This window comes from Halogeometricum sp. CBA1124, assembly GCF_009741955.1.
GTDB lineage: Archaea > Halobacteriota > Halobacteria > Halobacteriales > Haloferacaceae > Halogeometricum > Halogeometricum rufum.
This window is the reverse complement of the sequence record NZ_WPCD01000201.1, coordinates 1-6635: the sequence shown is the minus strand read 5'-3', so window position 1 is coordinate 6635 and position 6635 is coordinate 1. Positions and strand designations below refer to the sequence as shown.

The following is a 6635-nucleotide window of genomic DNA, read 5'->3' as shown; positions in this document are numbered from 1 at the left end:
GACGACAGACGACACCGACGACCGACCGGCCGAGACGGCCGCCAACACAACTACCTTACCCCAGCCGTTCACATATTCGCACGAAAATGCTCGAAGATGAAATCGACCGCCTGATGCCGACGGCGCACATCTCGCTCGAAGAACCGCCCGCAGAGAAGGAACTCGCCATCGAATACCTGTTGGACCTCGTCGTGGAGAACGGTCGCGTGACCGAACGCGAGACGGCCCTCGCGGACCTGCAGGAACGAGAGAAGGAGGCCACGACGGGCGTCGGCATGGGAATCGGCATCCCCCACGCCAAGACGACGGCCGTTGAGGCTCCCTCCGTGGCGTTCGCGCGTTCCGCGGAGGGAATCGACTTCGACGCGATGGACGACAAGCCGGCGAAACTGCTATTCATGATTCTCGTCCCCGAGGAGGGCGGCGAGGAACACCTGCAGATTCTCAGTTCGCTCTCGCGCGCCCTCATGCACGAGGACGTCCGCGAGAAACTGCTGGAGGCCGAGGACGCCGAGACGGTCCAGAACACGGTCCGGGAGGCGGTGAACTGATGCCCGAGCGAATCGTCACCGTCGTCCCCGAGGACGGCCTGCACGCCCGTCCCGCGTCGGTGTTCGTGGAGACGGCCAACGAGTTCGACGCGGAGATTCGCGTCGGCCCGGAGGACGGCGACATGGTGAACGCCGCGAGCATGCTCGCCGTCACCGGACTCGGCGTCTCGGGCGGCGAGAACGTCCGCCTCTCCGCGGAGGGCGACGACGCCGAGGAGGCACTCGACGCCTTGGAGGAAGTGCTTTCGACGCCGGAGGACGAACTGTAACGCGATGACACGGCGATTCGACGGCATCGGCGTCACCCCGCTCTCGGGTGTCGGCACCGTCGTCTGGTACGCGCCCGACGCGGAACTGGACGACCCGCCGGCCCCCGAGGCGGTCGACGCCGACGCCGAGACGGCACGGTTCGAGGAGGCGCGCACGTCGGCGCGCGAGGAACTGAAGCGCGAACGCGAACGAACGGCCGAACGAGTCGGCGAGGACGAGGCGGCGGTGTTCGACGCGCACGTCCAGTTCCTCGACGACCCGCAGATAACCGAGGGCGTCGAGGAGGAGATTTCGAACGGCCTCCCGGCCGAACACGCCGTCGAACGGACGTTCGACCGGTTCGTCGAGCAGTTCGAGGGGATGGAGGGCCGGATGGCCGAACGCGCGGACGACTTGCGCGACGTGCGCGACAGACTCGTGCGCGTCCTCTCGGGCGGCGAACGCGTGAACCTCGCGGAGTTGCCCGAGGGGAGCGTCGTCTTCGCCGAACGCCTGACGCCGAGCGACACCGCGCAGTTGGACCCCGAACGCGTCGCCGGGTTCGTCACCGTCACGGGCGGGCGAACCTCGCACGCGGCCATCTTCGCCCGGTCGCTGGCCCTGCCCGCCGTCGTCGGCGTCGGCGAGGAACTGAACGACGTCGCCGAGGGCGAGAGCGTCGTCGTGGACGGCACCGACGGCGTCGTCGTCGTCGACCCCGACGAGGAGACGCGCGAGGCGGCCGCCGAGGAGGCCGACGTGGAGATTCGGGACGACCCCGTCTCGACGGCGGACGGCGTCCCCGTCGAGGTGGCCGGCAACGTCGGGACGGAGGCGGACCTCGCTCCGGCCGCCGAACGCGGCGCGGACGGCGTCGGCCTGTTCCGGACCGAGTTCCTGTTCCTCGACCGGGAGTCGCCGCCGGACGAGGACGAACAGTACGAGACGTACGTCGAGGCGTTGGAGGCGTTCCCCGAGGGCCGCGTCGTCGTCCGAACGCTGGACGTCGGCGGCGACAAGCCCATCGACTACCTCGACCTGCCCGAGGAGGAGAACCCGTTCCTCGGCGAACGGGGCATCCGGCGGTCGCTCGGCCCCGACGCCGACCTGTTCGAGACGCAACTGCGTGCGCTCCTCCGCGCCGCGGGGAGCGAACGCGGCGGCGACCTGGCGGTGATGCTCCCCCTCGTCTCGACCGTCGAGGAGGTGACGGCGGCCCGCGAGCGACTGGAACTGTTCGCGACGACTTGGAGCGTGAGGGCGTCGAGTACGCCGTCCCCGAGTTCGGCGTGATGGTCGAGACGCCCTCGGCGGCGTTCATGGCCGACGCCCTGACCGACGAGGTGGACTTCTTCAGCATCGGGACGAACGACCTCGCCCAGTACGTCATGGCCGCCGAACGCGGCAACGAACGCGTCGCCGAACTCGGCGACTACCACCAGCCGGCGGTGCTCCGCGCCATCCGGGCGACGGTCGAAGCCACCGAGGGGACGGACGTCTGGGTCGGCATGTGCGGCGAGATGGCCGGCGACCCGGACCTGACCGAACTGCTCCTCGGTCTCGGCCTCGACGAACTCAGCATGAGCGCGGTCACGGTGCCGCAGGTCAAGCGGGCCGTGACCGAGACGAACACCGGAGACGCGAGAGCGCTGGCCGAACGAGCGCTCTCGGCCCGAACGAAGAACGAAGTGAGACGAGTGCTAACGGAGAACACAGAATCATGAAGCTAGTCGCAGTCACCGCGTGTCCGACGGGAATCGCGCACAGTCAGATGGCCGCAGAGAACTTAGAACAGACCGCCGAGCGACTCGGGCACGAGATAAAGGTCGAAGTGCAGGGGGCGATGGGCGCTGAGAACGAACTCACCGCCGACGACGTCGCCGACGCGGACGCGGTCATCATCGCCTCCGACACGGCGGTCAGTCGCGACCGCTTCGAGGGCAAACCGCTGGTGAAGGGGACGGTCAAAGACGGCGTCAACGACGCCGAGGGACTCGTCGAACGGGCCGCAGAACTCGTCGAGAACGACGAGACGGGGACGGTGGAAGTCGGCGGCGAGGCGACGGACGCCGGCGGCGACGAGGCGGGGTCCGAGACGGCGGCGACGGAGACGCAGGAACCGCAACAGCGACGGCGCGGCGGCGACCGAGAGAAGGGCCTGTTCGCCCGCCTGAAGAAGCTGTTCTCCTGAACCCGCCGACGCGTTCGCGACCGAACGTTGACTCGCGTCCGAGTACCGAATTTTCAGAAGCGGACAGAGACGAACACCCGCGTTCACGCGACTGTCGAGGCGGCGAGAGATTCATCCGGATTCGGGTAGCTATCTCCGCGGTTCGCAGCATCTGACGCCGGAACCGGCAAACGGGCAGAAACGAAAGCGCTCCGCATACGTTATAATGCCTGCACGTGAACGCCGAAGCAGGTGACTCACAGTGCCGTTCTACCGCGGGAACGAACTCGCTAAGGTGTACGACGACGCACTCGAGGAGGGATTCGGTCTCATCGCCTCGAACATCGCCGAACCGAACGTGATGATGGGGTTGATGGAGGGCGCGTCGCGCGAGAACTCCGACCTGCTCTTACAGCTATCGGGCGGCGCCGCGTCCTTCGCGGGGAACGGCGACGCCGTCTCCGGACTGAAGGCGATGGGGTCGTACGTCGAGACCATCGCCGAGCAGTACGACATCGGCGTCTTCCTCAACATGGACCACCAGTCGGACATGGAGTTCATCGAGGCGCAGATGGACCTCGGCATCCCCTCCTCCATCATGATAGACGCCTCGCACGAACCGTTCGAGGAGAACGTCGCGACGAGTCGAGAGGTCGTCGAGATGAAAGAGGAGAAGGGCGCAGACGTGCTCATCGAGGCCGAACTCGGCCAGATAAAGGGCGTCGAGGACGAGGTGCAGGCGGAGGAGGCGTTCTACACCGACCCCGAACAGGCCGTCGAGTTCGTCGACCGGACCGGCTGTGACCTGCTGGCCATCTCCGTCGGCACGCAACACGGCGTCGCGAAGGGGAAGGACCTCGAACTCCGCCCGGACCTCGCCCGCGACATCCGCGAGACGCTCCGCGACCACGGACTGGACACGCCGCTTGTCCTCCACGGTTCTTCGGGCGTCCAACCCGACCAACTGCAGTCGATGCTGCAGCACGGTATCTGCAAGGTGAACAAGGACACGCGCTACCAGTACGAGTACACCCGGACGGCGTTCGACCACTACCGCGAGGACCCGCAGGCCATCGTCCCGCCGGAGGACACCGAGGACGCCCGCGACACGTTCTTCAACGAGACGGAGTGGTCGCCGAACAAGGACGTGTTCGACCCGCGCGTCGTCGGCCGGAAGATTCGCGACCGAGTCGCGGACGTCCACGCCGAGTTGACGCACGTCTCCGGCAGCGCGAACCAGAGCCGGTACGTCTGACGCTTCCCCGACGGCGTCCACCGTTTTTTGGCCCGGGCCGTCCCCCGCGCTTAAGTCGCACGCTGTCCTACCGACTCGTATGCCCCAGATACACCTCAACGAGGAGACGGTGGCGCGACTCGACTCTCTCCGACAGGAGGACGAGGACTACGACGAGATCGTCACGGAACTCATCAACATCTACGAGGCCGAGGAACTGACGCTGTTCCACTCCGGCGACGAGGTCTGAGCCGTCCACGTCGCGTCCGACCGCCGACTACTCCTGATACGCGATTCTGACCCGCTCCCACTTGCCCTTCGACTCCAGGTGACGCTGTAACTCGTCGGCGTACTCCTGCACGAGGCGTTCGGCGTCCGCCTGCCGTTCGGCGTCACCGTCGTCGCCGCCGAGTCCGAGTGCGCCCTTGATGGAGTCGAACAGGCCGCCGCCGGACGAGGACGTGTCGTCCGGCGCGCCGCCCATCTGCGCCATCTGCGAGCGGACGTTCTTCAACTCGGGCATTATCTGCGGGAGTTTCTCGGTGTCCGCGACGATGCGCGCCCGTTCGGGGTCGTCGGGGTGTTCTATCTCGAACTCCGTCGCCGTCATGATGAGCCCCCACTCCTGACTCGTGAAGTCGGAGGCGGCGACCCGGTCGTTGAACTCGCGGTCCACCGTCATCCGGTCGCGACGATGCTGTCTGTCCAGTCAGTCATGTGTCGGCGTTGGTGTACGAGGCGTTTGAGCGTTTCCCCACGCAGGAATCGCCGTACGGGTACAGTTTTTCTGCACGCAGTACAGGGGTAGTCGTATGGAACGTTACGACCTCCTCTACCGGTTGTACGAGGACTTCGAGGCGGACACGCTCCGGGAGTTACAGGACTTCGTGGATCTGTTCCCGCCGGTGGACTCCCGCATCGCCCTCGACTACTGGCAGGACGCCAGCGACGAACTGGAGGACCGGAAGGACGCGATTCGCGACGCGTTCGCCGCGGGCGACACGTTCGCCGAAATCGCCGCCCGGGCCAACCGCGACCAGACGTTCACCGCCCTCGACCTGCACTCGAAGTACGGCCGTGCGGTGAACGCCCTCGTCCTCGACGTGGACGAGACGCTTCGCTCGGCGGGCCGCACGGACAACGAGATTCCGCGCGACGCCCTCCACCTCCTCACGGAGTTCCACGAGTCGGGCGTCCCCATCGTCATCTGCACGGGCCAGACGCTGGAGAACGTGAAGGGGTTCACCATCCAGGGACTCGGCAACGAACTCGTCCACTCCGGCGACGTGAGCATCGTCTACGAGGCGGGGACGGGCGTGTTCACACCCGGGCACGGGTCGACCACCAAGCAGTTGCTGTACGAGGACCTCGACCCGACGGTCCGCGAGGTGTTCTCGGAGGTTCGCTCGCGCGTCCTCCCGCAGGCCCCCGACGACCTGCGCGAGTCGGTCCACCTGCAGGGCAACGAGTTCAACATCACGCTGAAGCCCAACTTCGACATCGGCAGCGACCCCGCGGAGGCGGTCATCGACGAGGGACTGGTCTACCTCGTGGACCTCCTCGGCCGGGCCGTCGCCGCCGCGGTAGACGGCGACGTGGAGACCGACGCGGCCGAGGACTGGGCGCGCGCCTACTACGCGGACGCGGACCCGGAAGTCGCGGACGTCCTCGACGCCGAGGGCGCGGCACCCGAACGCGACGCCGCCGACGTGCCGGACGCCGTCCGCGACCTGTTCGACCGCATCGACGTGGCGTACTACCACGCCGACGCCGCCGAAATCGGCTCGCTCGAACTGAACAAGCCGAACGGCGTGCGGGCGGCCCTCGACGTCCTCGGCGTCGAGGACCCGTTCGTCCTCGTGATGGGCGACAGCAAGTCCGACCTGCGGGTGATGGAGTGGGCCGCCGACGCGGACGCGGGCATCGCCGCGGCCCCGCAACACGCCTCACAGGACGTCCTGACGCACGTGCTGGAGACCGACGAGTTGGTGTACGACCGGGGCGACGCGGCGTCGATGCTCCGAACCGTCTACGTCCTCAACCTGCTCGACCAGCGGTAATTTCGCCACAGTCATGGGTCAATCTTCTTATAGGACCCGCCCGTCGTCTCGACCGATGACAGACGGGTCGCGGTGGACGCTGCGGGGAACGCCGTTCGAGGAACGGGAGTTCACGAACCTCTGGTTCCTCGCCACCGCGACGTACGGCGTCGGCGACGTGGTGACGACCCTCGCCCTCATCCACTTCAGCGACACCGTCAACGAGGCGAACGTCCTCGTCCGCGTCGCCGTCGAGACGTTCGGACAGGCCGGACTCGTCGGCCTGAAACTCGTCGTCCTCCTGGCGTGCCTCGCTATCAGCGTCGCCGCCGCGAACGACGAGGACGCGTTCACCTACTACCTGCCGCCCCTCGCACTCGCCGTCGTCGGCG

At 67.2% G+C, this 6635-nt stretch carries 7 protein-coding genes and 2 pseudogenes; 8 read left to right on the top strand and 1 reads right to left on the bottom strand.

Annotated elements, in window-relative coordinates; all coding sequences use genetic code 11:
* Positions 1–86: 86 nt before the first annotated feature.
* From GJ632_RS17975 to GJ632_RS22405, 6 genes and pseudogenes are all read left to right on the top strand, one after another.
* The gene (locus GJ632_RS17975; RefSeq protein ID WP_089806814.1) at positions 87–551 is read left to right on the top strand and encodes a PTS sugar transporter subunit IIA; all 465 of its coding nucleotides are present in this window, start codon (positions 87–89) and stop codon (positions 549–551) included.
* Complete coding sequence (gene ptsH1 / locus GJ632_RS17970; RefSeq protein WP_089806812.1) at positions 551–820, top strand: phosphocarrier protein HPr; 270 nt, start codon at positions 551–553, stop codon at positions 818–820. Before GJ632_RS17975 ends, ptsH1 begins: the two co-directional genes overlap by 1 nt.
* Positions 821–824: 4 nt before the next feature.
* Positions 825–2524: pseudogene (gene ptsP, locus GJ632_RS17965) on the top strand (phosphoenolpyruvate--protein phosphotransferase).
* Positions 2521–2991 (top strand): PTS fructose transporter subunit IIB, encoded by a 471-nt coding sequence (locus GJ632_RS17960; protein ID WP_191453665.1) that lies wholly within the window; start codon positions 2521–2523, stop codon positions 2989–2991. The pseudogene ptsP and the gene GJ632_RS17960 overlap by 4 nt, the downstream one beginning before the upstream one ends.
* Positions 2992–3232: 241 nt before the next feature.
* Positions 3233–4225: a class II fructose-bisphosphate aldolase gene (fba, locus tag GJ632_RS17955; protein WP_089806806.1), complete on the top strand. Its 993-nt coding sequence runs from the start codon at positions 3233–3235 to the stop codon at positions 4223–4225.
* Positions 4226–4304: 79 nt separating this feature from the next.
* Positions 4305–4454 (top strand): hypothetical protein, encoded by a 150-nt coding sequence (locus GJ632_RS22405; RefSeq protein ID WP_197428074.1) that lies wholly within the window; start codon positions 4305–4307, stop codon positions 4452–4454.
* 27 nt (positions 4455–4481) lie between these two features.
* On the opposite strand, the pseudogene GJ632_RS17950 reads toward GJ632_RS22405, so the two are convergent.
* Positions 4482–4921 (bottom strand): annotated as a pseudogene (locus GJ632_RS17950) (DUF5799 family protein).
* A 95-nt stretch (positions 4922–5016) separates the two neighbouring features.
* On the opposite strand from GJ632_RS17950, the gene GJ632_RS17945 reads away from it, so the two are divergent.
* Together GJ632_RS17945 and GJ632_RS17940 are read left to right on the top strand one after the other, a co-directional pair.
* A complete protein-coding gene (locus GJ632_RS17945) occupies positions 5017–6264 on the top strand; it encodes an HAD family hydrolase (RefSeq protein ID WP_089806803.1) in 1248 nt (415 codons plus the stop codon).
* 55 nt (positions 6265–6319) lie between these two features.
* Positions 6320–6635: hypothetical protein (locus GJ632_RS17940; RefSeq protein ID WP_191453664.1), on the top strand; the 316-nt coding region annotated here is incomplete at its 3' end.

Coding starts and splice junctions, on each gene's coding strand:
- GJ632_RS17975 (WP_089806814.1), top strand. CDS start 87: ATGCTCGAAGATGAAATCGACCGCCTGATGCCGACGGCGCACATCTCG.
- ptsH1 (WP_089806812.1), top strand. CDS start 551: ATGCCCGAGCGAATCGTCACCGTCGTCCCCGAGGACGGCCTGCACGCC.
- GJ632_RS17960 (WP_191453665.1), top strand. CDS start 2,521: ATGAAGCTAGTCGCAGTCACCGCGTGTCCGACGGGAATCGCGCACAGT.
- GJ632_RS22405 (WP_197428074.1), top strand. CDS start 4,305: ATGCCCCAGATACACCTCAACGAGGAGACGGTGGCGCGACTCGACTCT.
- GJ632_RS17945 (WP_089806803.1), top strand. CDS start 5,017: ATGGAACGTTACGACCTCCTCTACCGGTTGTACGAGGACTTCGAGGCG.